Annotated in this window: 21 protein-coding genes; 20 read left to right on the top strand and 1 reads right to left on the bottom strand. The window is 40.4% G+C overall.

Annotation, left to right across the window (positions count from 1 at the left end; translation table 11 throughout):
- The first annotated feature begins 25 nt into the window (after positions 1-25).
- From HZB59_12465 to HZB59_12535, 15 genes are all read left to right on the top strand, one after another.
- The gene (locus HZB59_12465) at positions 26-235 is read left to right on the top strand and encodes a cold-shock protein (protein ID MBI5022242.1); all 210 of its coding nucleotides are present in this window, start codon (positions 26-28) and stop codon (positions 233-235) included.
- A gap of 82 nt (positions 236-317) precedes the next feature.
- Entirely contained in the window at positions 318-773 is a 456-nt protein-coding gene (locus HZB59_12470) for a hypothetical protein (protein ID MBI5022243.1), read from the top strand.
- Positions 770-1,207, top strand: a complete 438-nt coding sequence (gene ybeY, locus HZB59_12475) for an rRNA maturation RNase YbeY (protein MBI5022244.1) — start codon at positions 770-772, stop codon at positions 1,205-1,207. The genes HZB59_12470 and ybeY overlap by 4 nt, the downstream gene beginning before the upstream one ends.
- 14 nt (positions 1,208-1,221) lie before the next feature.
- On the top strand, positions 1,222-3,552 hold the full coding sequence (gene topA, locus HZB59_12480) for a type I DNA topoisomerase (GenBank protein ID MBI5022245.1): 2,331 nt from the start codon (positions 1,222-1,224) through the stop codon (positions 3,550-3,552).
- A 9-nt stretch (positions 3,553-3,561) separates the two neighbouring features.
- A complete protein-coding gene (locus tag HZB59_12485) occupies positions 3,562-4,473 on the top strand; it encodes a tyrosine recombinase (protein MBI5022246.1) in 912 nt (303 codons plus the stop codon).
- Between the two features lie 21 nt (positions 4,474-4,494).
- Positions 4,495-4,845 carry a ribosome-associated translation inhibitor RaiA gene (raiA, locus tag HZB59_12490; protein ID MBI5022247.1) on the top strand — a complete coding sequence of 117 codons (351 nt, stop codon included), beginning with the start codon at positions 4,495-4,497 and terminating at the stop codon, positions 4,843-4,845.
- A complete protein-coding gene (locus HZB59_12495; GenBank protein MBI5022248.1) occupies positions 4,845-5,858 on the top strand; it encodes an HPr kinase/phosphorylase in 1,014 nt (337 codons plus the stop codon). The genes raiA and HZB59_12495 overlap by 1 nt, the downstream gene beginning before the upstream one ends.
- 64 nt (positions 5,859-5,922) lie before the next feature.
- The gene (locus HZB59_12500) at positions 5,923-6,897 is read left to right on the top strand and encodes a M23 family metallopeptidase (GenBank protein ID MBI5022249.1); all 975 of its coding nucleotides are present in this window, start codon (positions 5,923-5,925) and stop codon (positions 6,895-6,897) included.
- A 43-nt stretch (positions 6,898-6,940) separates the two neighbouring features.
- Positions 6,941-7,165, top strand: a complete 225-nt coding sequence (locus HZB59_12505) for a DUF2795 domain-containing protein (GenBank protein MBI5022250.1) — start codon at positions 6,941-6,943, stop codon at positions 7,163-7,165.
- A gap of 87 nt (positions 7,166-7,252) precedes the next feature.
- Positions 7,253-9,382 (top strand): BamA/TamA family outer membrane protein, encoded by a 2,130-nt coding sequence (locus HZB59_12510; protein MBI5022251.1) that lies wholly within the window; start codon positions 7,253-7,255, stop codon positions 9,380-9,382.
- Between the two features lie 9 nt (positions 9,383-9,391).
- On the top strand, positions 9,392-10,522 hold the full coding sequence (gene holB, locus HZB59_12515) for a DNA polymerase III subunit delta' (protein MBI5022252.1): 1,131 nt from the start codon (positions 9,392-9,394) through the stop codon (positions 10,520-10,522).
- Between the two features lie 51 nt (positions 10,523-10,573).
- Complete coding sequence (gene metG / locus HZB59_12520; GenBank protein ID MBI5022253.1) at positions 10,574-12,640, top strand: methionine--tRNA ligase; 2,067 nt, start codon at positions 10,574-10,576, stop codon at positions 12,638-12,640.
- A 192-nt stretch (positions 12,641-12,832) separates the two neighbouring features.
- Positions 12,833-13,960 carry a hypothetical protein gene (locus HZB59_12525; protein ID MBI5022254.1) on the top strand — a complete coding sequence of 376 codons (1,128 nt, stop codon included), beginning with the start codon at positions 12,833-12,835 and terminating at the stop codon, positions 13,958-13,960.
- Positions 13,961-14,318: 358 nt separating this feature from the next.
- Positions 14,319-15,431, top strand: a complete 1,113-nt coding sequence (locus HZB59_12530) for a hypothetical protein (GenBank protein ID MBI5022255.1) — start codon at positions 14,319-14,321, stop codon at positions 15,429-15,431.
- A gap of 74 nt (positions 15,432-15,505) precedes the next feature.
- The gene (locus HZB59_12535) at positions 15,506-15,844 is read left to right on the top strand and encodes a hypothetical protein (GenBank protein ID MBI5022256.1); all 339 of its coding nucleotides are present in this window, start codon (positions 15,506-15,508) and stop codon (positions 15,842-15,844) included.
- Between the two features lie 21 nt (positions 15,845-15,865).
- Here HZB59_12535 and HZB59_12540 read toward each other — a convergent pair whose 3' ends face one another.
- A complete protein-coding gene (locus HZB59_12540; protein ID MBI5022257.1) occupies positions 15,866-16,846 on the bottom strand; it encodes a fused MFS/spermidine synthase in 981 nt (326 codons plus the stop codon).
- Between the two features lie 213 nt (positions 16,847-17,059).
- Between HZB59_12540 and HZB59_12545 the strand changes: the two genes are divergently transcribed.
- The 5 genes from HZB59_12545 to HZB59_12565 all read left to right on the top strand — a co-directional run bounded on the left by HZB59_12545 (position 17,060) and on the right by HZB59_12565 (position 21,032).
- Positions 17,060-18,586 (top strand): fumarate hydratase, encoded by a 1,527-nt coding sequence (locus HZB59_12545; protein ID MBI5022258.1) that lies wholly within the window; start codon positions 17,060-17,062, stop codon positions 18,584-18,586.
- Positions 18,587-18,649: 63 nt separating this feature from the next.
- A complete protein-coding gene (locus HZB59_12550) occupies positions 18,650-18,889 on the top strand; it encodes a DUF2007 domain-containing protein (protein MBI5022259.1) in 240 nt (79 codons plus the stop codon).
- 177 nt (positions 18,890-19,066) lie between these two features.
- Positions 19,067-20,170 carry a histidine kinase gene (locus tag HZB59_12555; GenBank protein ID MBI5022260.1) on the top strand — a complete coding sequence of 368 codons (1,104 nt, stop codon included), beginning with the start codon at positions 19,067-19,069 and terminating at the stop codon, positions 20,168-20,170.
- A gap of 11 nt (positions 20,171-20,181) precedes the next feature.
- Positions 20,182-20,532, top strand: coding sequence for an MGMT family protein (locus HZB59_12560; protein ID MBI5022261.1), 351 nt, complete (start codon positions 20,182-20,184; stop codon positions 20,530-20,532).
- Complete coding sequence (locus HZB59_12565; GenBank protein ID MBI5022262.1) at positions 20,529-21,032, top strand: Cys-tRNA(Pro) deacylase; 504 nt, start codon at positions 20,529-20,531, stop codon at positions 21,030-21,032. The genes HZB59_12560 and HZB59_12565 overlap by 4 nt, the downstream gene beginning before the upstream one ends.
- Positions 21,033-21,129 lie beyond the last annotated feature (97 nt).

Here is a 21,129-nt window from a genome sequence, read left to right on the forward strand (position 1 = left end):
ATAATATTAAGGAGTGTTCCGCGTTATGTCAACAGGTAAAGTAAAATGGTTTGATGGTAAAAAAGGTTTCGGTTTTATTACCCCAACGGACGGATCAGCAGATGTGTTCGTTCACTTCTCTGCTATCAAATCTGACAATGAGTTTAAAACATTGAAGGAGGGAATGATGGTTGAGTATGAGCTTACTCAAGGAGCTAAAGGATCGCAAGCATCTAATGTAAAATTGGTACAATAACAAATTGAAAATCGTGATGGATGGTATTTAATAACCATTTACGTGGTACATTCGCAGATTAAGGAAGCAATTAGATTAGAAAATGTTTTCATTTAAAAAAACCGATATAAATAAGTTAGGCGCACTACTTGGAACCAAGGCGAAGCATAAAGGTAACAACTACCGATTTGAGCTAACCGCTAAAAAGAGTACGCATAAGCTTTCTTTAGAAATATATCCGGGGATTATTATTGGGAAAAAACGCGGAAATTTAATAAGCGTTTATACCGGCAATGCAAATCTCCAATTGCATTTTTGTTCCGGATATGTTATAAGTCCGATGTTGAAAGAAGTAACATTCATAGGTGAATCGGATGGTAAACTGACAGGTTTGATAGTTGAAAAGGAAGGAGGATGTTCACTCTATGCCAACGTCGATAGAGAAATTTTATCCGGAGATTTTACACGGTTAGGACCTGAAGTAATGCTGTCCGGTATAGCGCTTTCACTGACCGAATCGATTCTTCCGGAAAAGAAGGAAAAAAGAACCGGACGATGATACGCGTCGGGGTGTTTCATCCACAAAAAAAGATCAAAATTCATGTGACTGGAACCAGACGCCTTGTGAGATATGTTCTGAAAAATGAAACGCGGCATAATGCGGAGATAAATATAATTTTTATCAATGACGCAATGATGATTCAAATGAACCGTAAATACCTTCGCCATAACTATCCCACCGATGTATTATGCTTTCTACTGGATGAGACGAAAAACCTGCTCAATGGAGAAGTATACGTTAACATCGATCAGGCACGGCGCCAGGCGGTGGAATATTGCGCCACATACCGCGATGAATATGCTCGCCTTATCATCCATGGTGTGTTGCACCTCGCGGGATACGATGATGCAACGAAAAACGAACGGGAAATAATGACCGAACTCGAAAACAATTATTTATCTAAAATTAGAAAAAAAAATATTTTACTTTGAAATAGAAACAATAGATGAAAAAATCTTTAATTATCGTCGAATCTCCGGCAAAAGCCAAAACGATCAACAAATATCTTGGTAAAGAATATGAAGTCCATGCCTCCGTGGGACATATTAAAAACCTTCCCAAAAGTAATTTAGGTGTTGATATAGAGGATAACTATCGTCCCACATTCTATACTATTGAGGGAAAAGAAGAAATAGTTGAGAAATTACAGTCGATTGCGTCCAAATCCGATAAAATATACGTTGCAACCGATCCTGACCGTGAAGGAGAGGCGATAGCCGCCGATATAGCAGAAGAAATTGAAGGGAAAAATTCTAATATCTACCGTGTGCTTTTTCACGAAATCACCGAGCGCGGTGTGCAAGAGGCAATGCAATCACCGCAGAAGATCGACAACCATTTGGTATCAAGCCAGCGAGCCCGCAGGGTGATGGATCGGATAGTGGGATATATGATCAGTCCGTTTGTTTGGAAAACTCTATACTACGGATTATCGGCCGGAAGAGTTCAATCTGTAGCGCTGCGATTGATTTGCGAACGCGAAGAACAGATAATGAATTTCATACCAACAGAGTATTGGTCTGTCATCGCCGAATTTACGACCAGTAATAATGAGACTTTCTATGCGAAATTATTCAAGATCGATAAACGCGAATTAATTGTTCCTGCAAAAGATACACTCGAAGAAATACACCGCAAAGGTACCGGAGATAAATATTATTTTATCCCCTCTGAAGAAGAAGCGCGTAACTATATCTCTGAGATCCAAAAACAAATTTATAAAATTATCAGTGTCCAAAAGCGCGATACCCGCAGGAACCCGGCTGCACCGTTTATTACCAGCACGCTTCAACAAGAGGCGTCGAGGAAACTTCGTCTTTCCGCCTCCCGAACAATGAAGCTCGCACAAAAACTTTATGAAGGTATTGAAATCGGGACGGAAGGTTTGGTAGGACTTATCACATACATGCGTACAGATTCAACCCGTTTAAGCGATGACGCCGTCGCCGATGTTCGTGAATACATATATAATAATTACGGGAAGGAATATGTACCTAAGCATCCGAATGTATACAAGAAAAAGAAAACATCACAGGACGCCCACGAAGCTATCCGTCCAACATCAATAAAATATGCGCCAAATGTTATCAAGAAATATCTCGATAAAGATTTATTCCGTGTTTACGAATTAATTTGGAACAGATTTGTTGCATGCCAGATGGAAGCGGCTATTATGGAAACGACCTCTGTTACTGTTGAAGGCGGTAAATTTGAATTTAGGGCGGCTTCGTCTGTTTACAAATTCCGCGGTTTCTTACAAATATACGATGATTCAATCAACGGAGATGGGGAATTAATAGAGGAAGAAGATGCCGAGGTGAAGGATGAAAAATTACCCGCCAATTTGCGGGAAGGTCAATCAACAGGTCTGAATAGCGTTGTTCCGCATCGCCACGAAACATCACCACCACCGCGATTTACCGAGAGTAGTCTCGTAAAAATACTTGAAGCGTTAGGAATCGGACGTCCGAGCACTTATGCTATGATTGTTGGAACGATTATCGATCGCAAATATGTAGAGCAAAAAGATAGGAAGCTATACGCGCTCTCTTTAGGAATGGAAGTGAACAAACTGTTAACGACTTATTTCCCACATATTTTCAATGTAAAATTTACGGCGAAAATGGAAGAAGAACTCGACACAATCGCATCAGGAAAGTATAGTTACAAAAAAGTGATGGACGATTTTTATATACCATTCCATGAATCATTGGAAAAGGTGAGTAAGAAAACCACAGCTATAAAAAAATCTTTGCAAGAAGAAACTGAAGAAATATGTGAATTATGCGGAAAACCGTTGTTGATCAAATGGGGAAGAAACGGCAGATTTATGGCGTGTGTTGGTTATCCCGCTTGTAAAAATACCAAACCATTGCCCGAGGATAGAGAAAAAGTACAACATCTTGCGGGAATAAAGTGCGAACTTTGCGGCGGAGATATGCTGGTTCGCTCGAGTCGGTTTGGGACATTCCTTGGCTGTTCGAATTATCCGAAATGCAGTAACACAAAACCTATATCGATGGGAATAAAGTGTCCGAAATGTAAAAAGGGTGATATCATCGAAAGAAAGACGAAAAGGAAAAGAACATTTTACGGTTGTTCTCAATATCCTGAATGTGATTTTGCCTCTTGGGATAAACCGCTGGATCAACCTTGCGAGACTTGCGGTTCACTTTATGTAGTTGTGAAATATTCAGAGAAGCGTGGAGAATATATTAAATGTCCTTCATGCAAAGCAGAGATGACAAAAGTAGAGTCAGTTGTAGAGGCAAGCTAGTTTAAATATATGCAGGAATTATTTGAACAATATTTAAGGTATCTAAGCAGTGAGCGGAATTATTCACCGCATACCATTGCAGCGTATCAAGACGACTTAACGCATTTCATCGGATATCTTAGAGAATCTTGGTCAGAAAATAAAATTGATCCGACGAATATCAATCAAACGACAATTAGAAATTATTTGGGGAATATTGTAGAAAGCGGATTGGGAAATCGTACCATTGCACGGAAGTTATCTGCAATTCGCTCGTTCTTGAAGTATCTGGTCAAACTTAATAAAATTACGACAAATCCTTGTGCAAATATTATTACGCCAAAACTTCCGAAGAAATTACCTTTGTATTTAGACGAACAAGCGATAATGCGCATGATGGAATTGCCTGATATTTCAACAAATACGGGTCAGCGAGATCGAGCCATACTCGAATTATTTTACAGCACGGGTATGCGGTTTGGTGAATTGATTTCGTTGAAGACGACCGATATTGATTTTAAAAATAACACGGTGAAGGTTTTGGGAAAGGGGCGGAAGCATAGGATTATTCCAATTGGAAGTAAAGCTAAAGAGGCGATTAAGAGATATCTTACCATTCGGGAATCATTCTATACGAAACACACAGACGATCTGTCCAGAAAATTATTATTTCTCTCCCCGCGCGGTAAAATGTATTCAGTAAAGTCGCGCGGTGTTTATGATATCGTGAATAAATATATCGGCCTGGTTTCCGAGATCGAAAGAAAGAGCCCGCATATTCTAAGACATTCATTCGCAACTCATCTCTTGAACCGAGGTGCCGATCTTCGGGCAGTTAAAGAATTACTAGGGCATGAAAATCTTTCAACAACGCAGCTATACACACATGTAACTGTTGATAGGTTGAAGCGTATATACGAAAAAGCACATCCAAAAGCGTAATATTAACAGAAAGGAGATATTATGGAAGTACATTTTACAGCAAGGAAATTTAAGGCACACGATACATTGAAAGATCATGCGCTCAATTCGGTGAAAGCGCTTGAGAAATATTACGACGGAATAATGCGAGGTGATGTTATTTTAAGTTATGAACGCACGGCGAATAGTTTGAAATCCGCAGAGATAAATCTCCATGTCCATGGATCTATCCTTTCTGCTGAAGAAAAATCGGAAGATTTCGATAAGTCGATTGAACTGGCTATAGGCAAATTGGAGCGACAGTTATCGAAGTATAAAACAAAAGTTAGAAAGAAAAATAAAAAAACATTACGCCGCGTTAAAGAAACTTTGCCTGAATCGGAGAATGAATAATGAGTTTCAAGCAAGGTACTGAAACGATCAAGGAAGAAATCTCCGTCGAATTTTTATATCATACGAATAAAGACCGGCTGAAACTTGAAGCGTTAACAGGAGAAGTTGGTTTCGATCGGTCGATCAAAGATAAGAATATTCATCGGCCGGGATTGGCATTAGCTGGTTATGTTCAACTCTTCAGATTCGACCGGGTTCAGGTTTGCGGTAACACCGAGATGCGCTATCTGTCGCAGATTGATCCGAAGCAACGTGAAGATACACTTAATACGATTTTTCAGTTCAAAGTTCCGTGTTTAATTATTACGAATGATAATGAGGTTGACGAACTCTTCCTTCGGATAGCGCGTGAACATGGTGTAGCAGTTTTCAAAACACCATTCGAAACGACAAAACTTGTTTATTTCCTCAGCGATTTCTTGGATGATCAGTTCGCACCTCAGACAGCTATTCATGGATCGTTTGTAGATGTGTACGGAATCGGATTACTGCTTGTCGGTCGTTCCGGTATCGGTAAAAGTGAAATCGCTCTCGATCTTGTTGAAAGGGGACATCGGCTTGTCGCGGATGATATCGTAATGGTAACGAGGAAAGGCGAAGGAATATTGATGGGAGCCGGCACCGATCTTGTAAAACATTTTATGGAGATACGAGGACTCGGATTGATCGATGTTAGGAGTATGTTCGGGATCAGGGCTATCCGATTTCAAAAACGAGTAGAAGTTGTTGTTGAGTTGATGGATTGGGATCCAAGCGCAGATTATACACGCACCGGTCTTGATGAAGAAGGAATTTCTTTGCTTGATGTTCAGGTCTTAGGAATTAAACTGCCGATTTTTCCGGGGAAAAATGTCACTGTGATTTGTGAAGTTATAGCGTTAAATTATCTTCTAAAGCATTACGGATATGATGCCGCCAAGGAGTTCGCTAAGCGTCTTGAAGCCGTTATCTCAGAAAAGAGTAAGCAAATTGGTGAAAGAAGGGTAGATTACTTCGAACATGACTTTGAGTAAAATATCACACGTTAAAAAAAATTATCTTGACAAACATCGAAATATTTTTTAATTTTGAGCCATCATGTTCAAAAAGAATAAACATATAACATTCTATTTCTCTGATAAACGGCTCCAAATTCGCGAAATTAAGTGGTTTCGGACGAAAGTGGTTGGTATCGTCTTTAGCTCCACTACCATCGGTTTGTTATTAATTCTCTCTATTAATTATATTTTTAATAATTTCATAGGTTTTGGATCTAATAAAACTAAAGCCCTGATTCAGGAGAATCAGCTTCTACAGCAGCAATTGGTTAGAATGGAGTCTAAGATGAACGAACTTCAATCTTTTGTAGGTTCGATCTCAGATCAGGGCGATCATCTGCGGCTCATGGTCGATTTACCTTCACTTGACGAAGAAACTAAGAAAGCCGGTACAGGCGGCGCATTGATTGAGAGCGAATTTAACTCGGCATCAAATAACACTTCGCTGCTTCTACAATCGACTGAACAACTACTCACTCGTTTAACAAGCGAAGTAAAAGTACAACAGCAAAGTTATGAACAGGTTGTTAAGCAGTTGGAATTCAACAAAGAATATTTTAGGGCAATGCCGGCAATCAAACCGATGACCGGATTTTATTCGCGACAGGAATTCGGTATCCGTGTTCATCCGGTATTAGGCATAAAAAAACCGCATGAAGGAATTGATATAGTGAACGACGTCGGAACTCAAATCGCGGCAACCGGCGACGGTGTTGTTCAAATGGCCGGGCACAGTGGCGGTGGATTCGGTTTTGTAGTTGTAATAAATCATGGTTACGGATTTCAAACTATCTACGCGCATCTCTCGAAAATATTAGTGCGAGAAGGTCAACGCGTGAAGCGCGGCGATCTAATTGCCCGAAGTGGAAAGTCGGGTCTTGTCAGCGGTCCGCATCTGCATTATGAAGTACGCCGTAATGGAGTGTGCCAAAACCCGATGGACTATTTCTTCGACGACTTAACAATTCAAGAGTACAAAAAACAAATAGCCGCTGAGGAATCGTTAAAAAAATAATGATTCAATATGTTATTAATATGATCCTTGAGGAGATAGAATTATGATATGGACGATGGATCTTGCTTCGTATTTAGACGACGCCCCATGGCCCGCAACAAAAGAAGAATTGCTCGATTATGCTTCTCGTACTGGTTCACCCGCAGAAGTTATAGAGAATCTTCAGGAATTAGAAGATTCGGATGAACCGTATGAAAGCATGGAAGAAATCTGGCCCGACTATCCGACGGAGAGCGACTTCTTTTATGAAGACGAAAACGAATATTAATCAGAATCTTTGCGGCTGAGAAGAAAACACGGGATTCTCATAACACCCATCCTGCTGCGTTGGTGGATGGGTTTTTTATTTCCAATCATGACTGAAATTCGGAAAAATATCTCTATAAAATTATCACATCAAATATTATTTTCGGCAATCAGTTTTCAATTGTTATTGAGCGTGCAAAATGCTCAAGTGCTGATCGATGAAGAGACTCAGTTCGAGATCAACAAGATCGAAATAATAGGGAACCAATCTATCGATTCCGATATATTGAAAGATGTCCTTATCTCAAAAGAAACCCCTACCGGATTTTCCCAATTTATTTACAATAGCATCAGTGAAAAGCTCGGATCAAAACCTGAATATTTCAACGAAGATATTTTCACAGAAGATGCAGTCAGGTTGGAAAAATATTATCGCTCGAACGGTTATTATCATTCCATAATATCTTCTTCATTCATAAAAGATTCTACCGCAAAATCAGTGAATTTGCGGTTCACTATAAAAGAGAATCATCATTCATACGTCGATAGTATTACTTATGTCGGACTCGATTCAATTGATCCTGTATTGAAAGAAAAACTGATCGCCGACGCAGTGATAAAAAAGGGGATGCCGTATTCCGGCAACAAAGCGTCGGCTGAAATCTCCCGTGTTTTAAATTATCTGGCGAATAATGGTTATCCGACAGCCACATTCGATGCAGAAAATTCGTACGAATATGAGTTCGCATCGAGTCAAAATTTCATGCTTAAGATTGTTTTCATTCCAGGAAAACATTATATATTCGGAGGTCAAAACATACACATCGACCCTCCTCGACCCGACATTTACGATCGATTAACATTGCGTCATCTTGATTTTCAGGAAGGCGAAACATACAGTAGAGAAAAAATTAATTCAAGCGAGCGGAATTTAAATCGTTTGGGTATTCTTGAAACCGCACGAATAGATCATGGTACAATCTCCGATACTTCGTCGCAAACAACAATTCCGATTGATATTTACCTTCGTCCCCGGGCACGCAATGAATTATCTCCGGAATTTATCTTATCCGACGAGGGTGGATTTTTCAATATCGGTATCGGGTTAGGATATACCAATCGGAATTTCCTTGGTGATGCGCGAATATTCGACACTCATATCCGTTTGCGAACCCAAGATATCCAGCGGTGGGATTTTAAAAATGTGTTCGGTGGTAAAGGTTTGAAAGATTTGTCCGTACGCGGAGCCGTAGAATTGCAATTCCAAATCATTCAACCATATCTCATCACAAGAACACTCAGTGCCACATGGACATCTACCATCAGCGCCGAAAAGCAGCAACCATATATTTTATCAATCCTCAGAAATAAGATCGGATTTAATAAACAGTTTGCCACATATACTAACGGTTATTTCGATTGGACGCTAGAACGGGTCAGCCCTGAAATTCTTCAGGATACTCTAAATACGCAAGCGCTTCTTGGCGCATTGCGCGAAGAAGATCAACCGCAGTTTAACTCTATTTTTACCGTTACCCTTCAACGCGACAAAACGAACGATTTATTCTCCCCAACAAATGGATTTTATCACAGTATATCGTTCGAAGAATCAGGTATTCTTCCAAAAATTTTACCCGGTATCAGATCAGGTTTACCATTTACGCAATATTATAAAGTATCGATGTTGGGCAGGTGGTATCAAGATTTAACCTGGCGAAGGTTTAACATACTTGCTTATAAGTTGCGATCCGGATATCAAAACAAATATGGTGAAAGTCGTTCGTCCGATGTCAGAATTCCGCTTAACCGACGTTTCTATGCAGGTGGCAGCGGAAGCGTTCGAGGTTGGAACGCGCGCGAGCTTGGCAACATGCCAGCCGATTTAATTCAGTTTGGCGGTAATTTTATTTTTGAAGGAAGCGCTGAAATGAGGGTGAGTCATTTCCAGGGATATGGAAATATTTGGTTCATCAAATTGGAAAACATTTTGGGAGTTTATTTTTTGGATATCGGCAATGTTTGGAAAGATATCTCTGATTTCAGCGTTAAAGATATCGCCATTGCCGCTGGTTTCGGCATCCGCTACGAAACATTTTTTGGTCCGTTTAGAATCGATTATGGAATAAGAATTTATGATCCGAACGGAAATCCGGGACAAAAGACTATATTTCAGAAAAGATTTTTCAATGAAACACTGTCGCGCGGTGTGTTCCATTTCGGTATCGGTCATGCATTTTAAAGAAGAAATATGAGTTGGTCATCGGTCATAGGGCATGAACGGGAGAAAGAAATTATCATCGGTTCGCTTAAGAGAAATCGACTCGCACACGCATATCTTTTTACCGGACCGGAGGGGATTGGGAAATATTCGTTCGCTCTCGAGCTCACCAAAACCGTGAACTGTGAAAAACAACTTCACGAGGCATGCGATGAGTGCGCGAGTTGTAAAAAATTCGCGACGCTTCAACATCCAAATCTCCATCTAATATTCAATCTTCCTGTCGGGAAAAATGAAAACGCTGATGATTCGCCTATTGAGAAATTATCGCAAGATGAAATATCGGGAATTCAGGATCAACTCCGGTTGTTGGCGGAGAATCCATTTTACAAATTAAAAATATCGCGGGCGAATGCAATAAAAATCAATAGTGTGAGAGAAATTCGGAGAGAAGCCGCCCTTACTATGTTCGGTAAAGGTAAGAAGGTTTTTATAATAATCGACGCCGAGAAGATGAATGATCCGGCGGCAAACGCCCTTCTAAAAACTCTCGAAGAACCGCATCCTGATACGATGTTGATACTTCTCTCAAATGTACAGGACGCTCTTTTACCTACGATTGTATCTCGCTGTCAGCACTTACGCTTCGTGTCGCTTAGCGAAGATGTTATAGGGAAAGCTCTTGAAGAAACAAAACTTTTGGATAAAAAAACGGCACGTCAGATATCCCGCCTGGCTAATGGTAGCTACTCAAAAGCTCTTCAACTTGTTGGTACCGAATATCAAAATGAGCAAAAGCAAGCGTTGGACCTTCTCCGATTGTTAATTACCCGTTCACGCTCTGAGATAATAGCTGCGGCAGAACAAATCGCCAAGGAAAAAGAACGTCCGGAGATTGAAACCACAATACGATTGTTGCAGCATTGGTTTAGAGATGGAATGGTGATCAAGGAAAACATTGTTTTACCTGATGCTGAAGCCGACGATATCACCTTGAGCAAATTTATCCGGGCTTATCCTCGGTGGGATTACCAACACTCGGTGGAAATTTTAGAGAAAGCAGTTTCACTTCTCGACAAAAATGTTTATATTCCGCTTATCATAATCGACATGGCAATAAATTTAAGATCGGCAGTCGGCACAGCTTCGATTGCCCGCTAAATCATCAGTCACCGATTTTTTTTCGACACGGCAATATTTGAAAGGTTATATGTGAGTCGGCAATTCAATAAAATTCTTGTAACAGCGGCTTTGCCATACGCGAACGGCAAAATTCACTTAGGACATCTCGCGGGTGCGTATTTACCTGCCGATGTTTATGTCCGCTACCAGCGATTGCTAAAACGCGATATAATATTTATCTGCGGTTCCGATGAGCATGGCGTACCGATTACAATAACCGCCGAACAAGAGAAAACAACTCCTCAAGCTATCGTCGACCGGTACCATGAGCTGAATAAAAAAGCGTTCGAACAATTCGGGATGAGTTTTGATAATTATTCCCGAACATCCTTATCTCTTCATCACGAAACAGCAAGTGAATTCTTTTTGAAGTTGTATCAAGCGGGAATTCTAAAAGAGAAAAAAGAAAAGCAACTTTACGATATGAAAGCCGGAATGTTTTTACCGGATCGCTATGTTGAAGGAACCTGCCCGGTTTGCAGCAATCCCGATGCCCGCGGCGATCAATGCGAAAAGTGCGGAACGTTTCTGAATCCGATTGAACTGAAAAATCCGAGAAGCAAGATTTCAGGTGAGACGCCTACTGTCAAAGAAACAACACATCTGTATTTTCCGCTCGGAGATTACCAAAAAAAATTGGAAGATTACATCGCAGCGGCTGACGCGAGAGACGGATGGAAAGATAATGTGTTGCAATATTGCAGGAGCTGGTTTAAGGATGGATTGCAGGATCGCGCGGTTACAAGAGATTTACAATGGGGAGTTAAGGTCCCACTCGAAAATTTAAATGATAAAGTACTTTATGTTTGGTTCGATGCCGTCCTCGGATATATATCTTCCACGAAAGAATTATCTATGAATAAAGGAACACCGGACCTCTGGAAAGATTACTGGCTCGATCCGAAAACTAAGTATGTCGCTTTTATCGGCAAAGACAATGTAGTTTTTCATTGCATCGTTTTTCCTGCCATGCTTATGGCATGGAATGAACAAAAGGATTTAACCTACATTCTTCCTGAAAACGTTCCAGCAAATGAATTTCTGAATTTTGAAGGACAAAAATTTTCAAAGAGCAGGGGATGGGGAATTGATGTAGACGAATTCCTGGCGGAGTTTCCTGCCGATGCACTGCGTTATACATTGACAATGAATTTACCGGAATTGCGCGACGCCGATTTTTACTGGAAAGATTTTCAGGCGCGTGTCAACAATGAGCTTGCAGATATACTCGGCAACTTCATAAATCGTACCGTAACATTTGTTCACAAGAACTTCGAAGGAAAAATTCCGGAGAGGGGGATTCTTACAGAATCTGATGATAACCTTGTCTCTCTTATTAATTCTACATCGAAGACAGCCGGTGAACTTTTTGAAAAATATAAATTGCGCGACGCAACGCTTGAAATAATGAACTTAGCCCGTGCGGCGAATAAATATTTCAACGATAATGAGCCATGGAAAACGCTAAAAACCGATCGTCAGCGTTGTTCAACCACGTTGCACATTTGTCTTCATACTGTGCGGGCGTTATCGATTCTATTCGAACCGATTTTACCATTCAGTGTTGAAAAGATATGGAAGATTATGAACCTTCAGGGTTCTGTTCACAATGCTGAGTGGGAAACCGCCGGTGCGTTGGTTCTCAAAGCAGGTGATAAACTCAATCAGCCCGAAATATTATTCACCAAAATTGAAGACGAGACTATTGACAAACACATATCGCAGTTGCCGAGTAAGCAAACAACCGATAAAAAACCTATAAACTTCAAACCTACAATAGCGATTGAGGATTTTCAAAAAATAGATCTTCGAGTCGCTGAAGTTATCCAAGCCGAAAAAGTTCAAAAATCCGACAAACTTCTGAAGTTGATGGTGAGGATAGGAACCGACGAGCGACAGGTAATAGCCGGGATCGCACAGTACTATAAACCTGAGGAACTGGTGGGGAAAAGGATTGTTGTTGTGGTAAATCTGGCTCCTGCCAAGCTAATGGGGCAAGAATCGAGGGGGATGCTCCTTGCCGCATCGGATGACCAGGGACAACTTGCCGTCCTTATTCCCGAAAAAACCGTTCTGGATGGGGGTATCGTAAAATGATCGATATAAAATAAATGGGAAAAGCTTAACTTTTATCTTGACAATAGTTTGCTAATTTCTTATTATTCATAAAATAATTCCCTCTCAAGGTAGCCCGCAAATATCTACCATGACTTGAATACTCTATTTCCAATTGAGTAGTATCTCCAAAAACCTAATTAACAATTCTCATCATATATTCATGGAGGGATTATGCATAATCCTTTTATAAAATCAACATTGTTTGTTGTAGAGGTTATAGCGGCTATTGCGGTTCTGTCTATTGCGGGATGCAGTGAATCACAAGATATAAGTGGCACCGCTACATCGACTCAAATAACATCTTTCACAAAATTAAGCATAGATGATCCGGCGGTTCAGGAGGTCATGGCGGTGCAAAATAAGCATACCACCGTTTTGATGACCGACAAAAATATAATTGGAACTGCAACCGGCATGACGGCAGATGGTCGGTTAGCAATTCTTGTTTATTTAAAGGAAGGATCATCGTCACCAAAAGGCGTTCGTTCGCTTTCATCAATACCTAAAGATCTCGAAGGTATTCCCGTGCTTCCGGAAGTAACCGGAGAAATCAAAGCGATGGCAGTGCTAGATCATCAAGTAAAACAAACTCCACCGATTCAGCTTGGCACTTCGGGCGGCTGGAGGTACGATCTTGCTAACGGTTATTGTTGCGGCGGGACACTCGGCTCAATGATTCAAAAGAGCGGTGTCCAATATGTTCTCAGCAATTACCATGTTCTGATGGCAGATATAGTTGCAGGCGGTAACAGCAGAATTGCCACCGCAGGTGATCCGGTAATCCAACCGGGTCTTATCGATGTCGGATGTGTCGCAACTTCTGCACAGGATGTTGCAACGCTCGTGGGAAATTGGAGCTTACCAGGCTCTAACGTTGACGCTGCGATCGCACAAGTCATCCCCGGAATGGTGATGACTAACGGCGCTATTCTAGAAATTGGCACGATCAGTGCAACAACTGTGAATGCGTTCATTGGCCAGCTTGTGAAGAAAAGCGGCCGCACAACCGGTTTAACGAGAAGCAGTGTTTCGGGATTGAATACAACCGTGAGCATCACTTATGAAAACGAGTGTGCAGGTGGAACCGCATTTACAAAAACATTTACCGGACAGATAACGATGAAAAACCGGGCGAGCAAATTCCTTGATTCTGGTGATTCCGGCTCGTTAGCGGTAGAAGATATTGTAACAAATCCACGCGCAGTTGGATTGCTCTTCGCTGGCGGTAGTCAAACAGCTATTGCTAACCCGATCGGTGCAGTTTTAACGTATTTTGGCGCGTCGATGGTAGGCAACTAATTTTATCCCCCCTAATCCACCAACACTCACTCCAATTCCACGGAGTGAGTGTTTTTTTTATCAATTTTTGCCAAATTACCTTTTATAGGTGACATGCACAGCTTAAAACAGGGGTGGAGTTAGGTGTGGATATCGAATATATTTTTAAAGAAAATATGAGAAAAACAAAAATTTCACTTGACAAAGGTGAAATTATTTTGTATTCTTTTGATTAAGCATCTCACATGTTTGGGACATTTAGATGAGAGTCCCTTGTGCCCGCGTGGGGTGAATGTTATCAGAATTAAATTAATTAAATTTCTGTTTTACATATTTCACCTAATTCACAATCTCTAACAACCAAACAAAGGGGGTTTATATGAATAAACCTTTTTCAACGTTAATTGTTCTTACTCTAATTGCCGCATCAGCAATTATTTATTTTGTCGGATGCGAATATCAACAGAATGTAAGCGAGCCGGCATCTCAAATTACATCGTTTACAAAATTATCTGTCGATGATCCAGCCGTAAAAGAAGTAATGGCGGTTCAAAATAAGCATACGGCGAATCTGATGGCAGATAAAAATATCATCGGAACTGCAACCGGTTTAACCGAAGATGGTCGCCTCGCGGTTTTAGTATTTTTGAAAGAAGGAGCTTCAAATCCCAAAGGGATAAAGAGCATCTCTTCAGTACCTAAGAGTCTTGATGGTGTTCCGGTAGTTGTCGAAGTAACCGGAGAAATAAAAGCTATGGCAGCACATACTGCGAAACAAACTCCACCGATTCAACTGGGAACATCAGGCGGATGGCGTTATGATCTCGCGAATGGTTATTGCTGCGGCGGAACACTCGGTTCTTTGATCCAAAAGAACGGTACACAATATGTGTTAAGTAACTATCACGTTCTTTGGGCTGATATCGTTTCCGGTGGTAATGGTAGAGTCGCGGTTGCCGGCGATCCGGTTATTCAACCTGGTTTAATTGATGTTAGCTGCAATGCTGCGAACGCTCAAAACGTTGCAACACTTTCCGGTTCCGGTAGTCTACCCGGCGCCAATGTGGATGCAGGTTACGCTCAGGTAATTACCGGTATGGTTCGTACCGATGGCGCAATTTTGGAAATCGGAACGATCTCTGCTACCACAGTTGCGGCTAGTGTCGGACAGTTAGTTAAGAAATCTGGCCGCACAACCGGTTTAACCAGAAGTTCAGTAAGTGGTCTTAATGCTACCATCAGTGTCGCATATGATAATGAGTGTGCCGGCGGTGCAGCGTTTACAAAAACTTTCACCGGGCAAATCGTTATTAAGAATAAAGCAAGTAAATTTTTAGCCGGCGGTGATTCCGGTTCTCTGATGGTTCAAGATCTTGCAACTAATCCAAAAGCTATCGGTCTATTGTATGCCGGAAGTACATCTACGGCAATTGCCAACCCGATTAATTCAGTATTAAGCTGGGCTGGTAATGCAACTATGGTTGGTCAGTAACAAATTTAAGTATTGATTTCAAATCATTAATAACCCGCTCATTATTAATATTGAGCGGGTTTTTTTTTATTTAAATGATGAATTGTTTTAGGTATAAAATAAAACTTTTAAGCATCTCTATTTGTTTCTTATTGATTTTTATTTCGATTAATTGTAACGGGAAAGATGAAGTTAAAAATGAAGATTCCACCGTGGTAAAAAGCGATATAAATTTCGTAAAAGATAAATATACTGATGGCTTAATGAAAATTCCCGGAGTTGTGGGTGTTTACGTTGGTGAGACTGAGCAAAAACAACCATGTATCACCGTGATGGTTAAAGAAGAAACCGAAGTTATAAAAAAGGAAATACCTAAAGAACTCGAAGATTATCCGGTTATCATCGAGGTTACAGGTGAGATCAAGCCGATGTAAAACTTTAGTATCTCATTCCACTTAAGGCAGATAATCTTTCGGTACTTTCCAGCTAGATTGCTTCAAACGATCTATGATTAACAGTGAAGGTGGTTTTTCATCTGTTAGAATTACGCCATTTTTTTCATCAGTAATAAAACGGTTATCCCACGCATGGACTTTTTGATATCCTGGACCATATCGCCAGAAAGGATTCAAATCGTCGTTTCGTTCAAGGTCTCGAATTAAATCGTTGTGCGGCGTATTAGAAGCCATTAACACTATACTCCCGAATACGTTCGGTGGTTCGCTGATTGGATAAACATATACCTCTTTAAAATTTTGTTTCAATGTCGTAGAAACAGAAGTAACTATTTCATCGTACCATCCTTCCGATTCGAATGCTATTGCGAAGATCCCGTCGGTAGTTAGTTTACTGGAGGCAAGAGCGAAAAATTCTTTTGTCATCGATTTTACCGAATACTCCGCTGAACTAATACCGTCAATCATGATGATATTGTACGGTTCGATGGAGTCGTTCATATATTCGCGCGCATGTTGATGATAGACCGGTAAAATGCTCTGATTAAAACTAAAATAATTCTGAACCAAGTTCGTAAGAGCAGTATCTGTTTCAAATATATCGACGCTCCAACCTTTGGAATTGTATTCACGCGCTAAAGATCCAACACCTAAACCGCATAACATAATCTTTCCCGGATTGACGAACATATGCATCGGAAGTTCCATGACGGCAGTATAACGGGTATATGATTTCATGTCCGAAAGATCGATGAGTTGTTTTGCCTGTCCGTTTATGAATAAATATCTTCCATCATCTCTATCAACAACTTGGTATCGATCGGCCGAGTAAGCTCCGGTCTTAATGCTAAGTGAAGAATTAAAGAGGGAGGCGAGGGCAAATAAAGCAGTGCATACAACGATAACAAAACCGATATATATTAGATATTTCGGGGTGGAGGTTTGTGTATAATTATTTAGTGTTGAGTTATGACTATCCATTGAATGCCTTTCGTTGAAAAATAACGGTCGATATTGTTGCAATAATATAAGAAAATTCTCTGAAATGAACGAGTTACGTCATTATCTTTTTTCAAAATCACTTAATAATCATCTTGAATCTGCTAATATCATTTTGTATATTCAATCATGCAAAAACAACTGCCTAAATTAAGCATATCCCAATAAAGTTTAATTATCCTGAAGGAGAATCACATGATCCAATTCAAAGATAGTATGTTAAAATTGATTGCAGAAACATCATCCGATTTACCACCCGATGTACGGAGAGCCATTGAACAAATGATGAAAATAGAAACACCGAAAACACAATCATCACTTGCTCTTGAGACTGTTGCAATCAACGTCGATATGGCGAAGGATAGTGTTGCTCCTATCTGCCAGGATACCGGTATGCCTACATTTGAAATCCGAACACCTGCCGGCATTAACCAAATTATTATGGAAAAACAAATTGAAGAAGCGGTTGCAGAAGCCACGAAACAGGGCAAACTCCGCCCGAATTCTGTTGATTCTCTTACCGGAAAAAATAGCGGGAATAATCTTGGACCCGGCACTCCGGTTATACATTTTCATCAATGGCAAAACGATGATGAAATTGAAATCAAGCTTTTACTTAAAGGTGGCGGATGCGAAAATAAGAATATTCAATATTCCCTTCCCGCTGAGTTACCGAATTTAGGCAGAGCCGATAGAAGTATCGATGGTATCAGAAAATGTATCATGCACGCTGTATGGCAAGCACAAGGTCATGGTTGCAGCGTGGGCGCGATAGGTGTTGGAATAGGCGGCGATAGAACAACCGGTTACGCATTAGCGAAACAACAACTATTTCGTCTGCTTGATGATGTAAACCCTAATCCGGAACTTGCGAAACTTGAAAACTACATCATGGATAACGCGAATAAACTTGGTGTTGGTATGATGGGATTTGGCGGGAAATCGACACTGATTGGTTGCAAAATTGGAATGTATAACCGATTACCTGCCAGCTTTTTCGTATCGGTTGCTTATGATTGCTGGGCATTTAGACGGCTCGGTGTTGTCGTCGATGCAAAAACCGGTTCGATAAAAAGATGGTTGTATAAAGATGAAAAACCATCACCGCGCATGACAAAAGAAACTCAACTTCCGCTCACCGGTAAAGAAATATCACTGACGACGCCGCTTAAGGAAGATCAAATAAGAAAATTAAAAGTTGGAGATATTGTTTTATTGAATGGTACGATTCACACCGGGCGCGACGCATTGCATCATTATTTAATGGTGCACGATTCTCCGGTTAATTTGCGCGGCGGAGCAATTTATCATTGCGGTCCTGTTGCCTTGAAGAAAGATGATAAATGGTTTATGAATGCGGCAGGTCCAACAACCAGCGGCCGGGAAGAACCGTATCAGGCAGATGTCATTAAAAAGTTTGGTGTCCGTTTGGTGATCGGGAAAGGTGGCATGGGCGCGAAAACACTTGCCGCTCTTAAAGAACATGGCGCGGTTTATTTGAATGCGATCGGCGGTGCGGCTCAATATTATACAAAATGTATTACCGAAGTTACAGGTGTAGATTTCCTTGAGTTCGGAATACCCGAAGCAATGTGGCATATAACAGTTAAAGATTTCCCGGCAATTGTCACAATGGATTCTCACGGAAATAGTTTGCATGCGGATGTGGAAAAGGCAACTGCAGTAGAACTTGCGAAGCACGCGGAACCCGTAAAATTATGAACTAAATAAAATGAACTGATTGATTTTTAAATCATTGTTTATATTTGTTCGGAAAGGAAAATAATGTCGGATTTGATCATGATAAAAAATTTTCCAAACCGATTGACTGCTGAGATGGCACAACAATCTCTCGAAGCCGAAGGCATTCATTCGATAATTAAAGCTCCCGATTATGGCTTCGCGGGTGCAGCAGCCGGCGGGGGCTTCGATTTATTCAGCGGTCAGGGGGTTGATTTATACGTTGAAGAACAATTCGCGGAGGTTGCAGAGGAAATTGTCAGAGAACAATATGATGGAATTTAATCTATGAACTGTTTAATTTCACAAACAACCGACGATTTTCTGTATAGTGTTTGAATAGCAAGAAATGAATTAGTAATTATCGATAATGTTTTCTAAGATTCCATACAAATTAAATAAAACTTGGATTATCAAATGCGTTATTCTAAATTCTTATTATCCCTTTTGTTGGGATGCATCATGCTAAACAGCAGTTCTTGCGCAGACGCCGATGTTTCTGTAACGATTATTGTTAAAGTACCCCCAGCAACACCAGCCGAAAGTAAATTGTATATCGCCGGTAATCACAAACTCGCCGGTGATTGGAATCCCGCACAAATAAAAATGGATAAGATATCTGATTCCACCTGGAGTATCATTCTCAAATTACCAAAAGAATTCTTTTTCGAGTTCAAGATAACACGCGGATCATGGACAACTCAAGCGATTTATAACGAAGGAATAATATCATCTAATAATTCGTTATTGGTAAAATCTGATACTACATTAACTTTGGCACCTTTATCCTGGCAAGATATTAATTTCAAATTGTCGGGAGGTATCAAAGGGACTGTTGAATATCATAAACAATTAATCGGGGAAGGATTGAACTATCCCCGCGATTTGATCGTGTGGCTGCCACCTTCGTATGAAACCGATACACTTAAATATTACCCGGTTCTTTACATGCATGACGGGCAAAATGTTTTCGATCCGGCAACATCATTTATCGGGTACGATTGGCATGTTGACGAGGTTGCTGACAGTTTGATTAAAGCGGGTAAGATTCAAGAAATGATTGTTGTAGGAGTGTATAACACACCGGATCGCAGTGATGAATACAGCGATACAAAATTAGGTCGTGCTTACATGAAATTTATTATTGAAAAAGTTAAACCTTTGATTGACACAACATATCGTACCTTCCCGGATCGTGTCAATACATCCACAATGGGTTCATCTATGGGCGGATTGATTTCTTTTTTGTTAGTATGGAATCATAGCGAAATATTTTCGCAGGCTGGCTGCATATCGCCCGTATTCCGGGATGCCCTGACGAATGCAGTGGAGAAATACGAAGGTTACGATAAACAAATTCGCATTTATATCGACAATGGCGGTATTGGTTTAGATAAAGAACTTCAACCCGGTTGCGATAGGATGTTAGTATCATTACAGACGATTGGTTATTCAATCGGTAAAAATCTTGAATGGTATCTTGATGCGAACGCCGAACATAATGAGCATGCTTGGGCTGCCCGTGTATGGCGCCCATTGCTGTTTATGTACGGAATAGACAAATAGAGTAACATCTGATGTATTCGTCATCCGTCAAAGTGAAAGACCGATATCGGATAATCCTTGACAGTGTGGGAAAAATTCCGAAAGGAAAAGTTGTAACCTATGGTGATATTGCCCGACTAAGTGGCTTGATTAATTGTGCAAGGATTGTTGGTTATGCTTTGCGGTCACTGCCTGAAAATTCAAAGATCCCCTGGTATCGTGTTGTGAACTCTCAAGGTAAAATATCTTTCCCGATCAATTCATCAAACCATCAGATGCAAAGAATGTTGCTTGAGGATGAAGGAATAATTTTTAGGAATAATAAGATAAATTTAGAAAAATACGGTTGGTTAAAATATGTAAAAGGAAAAAGGAGACGGTGAAAAAAGTCGAAATTCCAATCACACACGCGGTACGCTTTCTTCGTGATAATAAAATTCCATTTGAGCCACATTTTTATACATACGAAGAACGTGGCGGAACGAAAGTTGCGGCGCGGGAGTTAAATGTTGCCGATCACCTGGTTATCAAAACAATCTTATTTATGACAGATGAGAAAAAACCGCTTATAATGTTAATGCACGGCGATATGGAAGTTTCTGCAAAAAACCTGGCGCGAAATATTGGTGTGAAATCGGTTATACCTGCGGATGCCCGGAATGCGGAAAAGCTGACCGGTTATCAATTCGGGGGGATGTCACCGTTCGGACCTCGGACAAAGATAAATATTTATGTTGAGGAATCTATTTTAAAAGAAGAAATAATTTATATCAATGGAGGAAAAAGAGGATTTCTTGTGGCAATTCAACCTCATTGGCTTGAAACGCTAAATCCGATAATGATTTCCGTTGGGATTGATGAACATCCGAAGTGCATTGTTTGAATACTTCTTTTTAGAATGCCAACCTCCCTGAGTTGTATATCACGCATAGTGATTCATATCAAATAAACAGTTTAAAAATGTCTTAAATTAATATCAG

The organism is Ignavibacteriales bacterium (genome assembly GCA_016214905.1).
Lineage (GTDB): Bacteria > Bacteroidota > Ignavibacteria > UBA10030 > SZUA-254 > PNNN01.